This is a genomic window from Winogradskyella arenosi (genome assembly GCF_003337305.1).
GTDB lineage: Bacteria > Bacteroidota > Bacteroidia > Flavobacteriales > Flavobacteriaceae > Winogradskyella > Winogradskyella arenosi.
Genome location: NZ_QPJO01000024.1, coordinates 1 through 1,199, shown reverse-complemented (window position 1 = coordinate 1,199; position 1,199 = coordinate 1). Strand labels below are relative to the sequence as shown.

Genomic DNA, 1,199 nt, shown 5'->3' with positions numbered 1-1,199 from the left:
TTTTTTCAAGTTTTCGAGTTGTATAAATTTGGGTGTGATTCATTCAGTCTTTGTTTTTCTGCGTGTTTTTGGTAGCTTACGTACAACGTGTTTGTGTATGGTTAGTTGCGTGTTTAAGCAACTAATTTAGTAAACATTCACGAGCCAGAGAAAATTCCGAAGGAATTTTCCGAGTAGGCAACGACCAAAGCAATTAATTATACACGTTGTTGGCAAATCGTTATTATTCTTTTTCGGTTTCTATTTTTGGTAATACCTCTTTTCCATTCCATTCTAAAACTCTTCTGGTCGCTTTACTTTCAGTCCATTCCGTTTCATATTCTTTAGTTTCACCAATTTCGCTTTTGTAAACTATTTTTCCTTTTATACCATCTTTTTCGTTTGGGAAAATGTACTCTTCAATGAACCAATATAAATCAGCGTCCGCAACTTGAGTATAATCAATTGCTTTTATTAATTCATTACCATCATAGAATAAATAAATTCCGCCACCATTCACTCCACAAGATTCTGCGAGGTAATCAATTTCAAATATGTTTATTATATTTTCAAGTCCTTTATTTCCAGTTACTTTTATTGAAAATTCTCCAGTCAAAAGTTGAGAGACATTTTCTTTAAATTCCAAGCCATTTTCCAAAACTCTCGTTTTAATGAAAAGTTTTAATCCATCTTTTTTTAAGGAAATTAAATAAGTCTGGTTTCCGTTAATTACTTTGTCAAGTGAAATTAAACTTCCTAGTACAAATCCGACTTTGTTTTCAGTCTTAATTTTATACCAAGGTGATTTAATTCCGTCGAATTCCATTTCTGAATTTGACTTTTCTACTATTTCAATTTGTTCTCCAATTTTTAAAAGTAATAAAACATCAGATTCAGTATTAGGTTGTTCACGAAGTTTAACGTCATTACCAAACATATAGGCAATTTCACCATTTTTGAATTCATAGTTTTCAGAAAGGTATTTAGTATCTTGACCAAATCCAATTTTGAAAATAAGTAGGAATATTAATAGTAGTTTGTTCATTTGTATTATACTGATATAGGTTGACCTTTTTTTAGGTTAATTTATACCGTTCAAAAGATTTTTTTAGCCGTTTAGAAGGCAAAAAATAATTTGAACTAGGTCTGTTTTTAAATCGTAAGTTCAGGTAAATTTACATTATTTTTCCGATAGGATTTGTATTTGATGTTTGGATTCA

The 1,199-nt window shown here is 30.0% G+C and carries 1 protein-coding gene; it reads right to left on the bottom strand.

From position 1 onward, the window contains the following. Positions 1–223: 223 nt before the first annotated feature. Positions 224–1,024 carry an SH3 domain-containing protein gene (locus DFQ08_RS16005; protein ID WP_114311044.1) on the bottom strand — a complete coding sequence of 267 codons (801 nt, stop codon included), beginning with the start codon at positions 1,022–1,024 and terminating at the stop codon, positions 224–226. Positions 1,025–1,199: the final 175 nt, after the last annotated feature.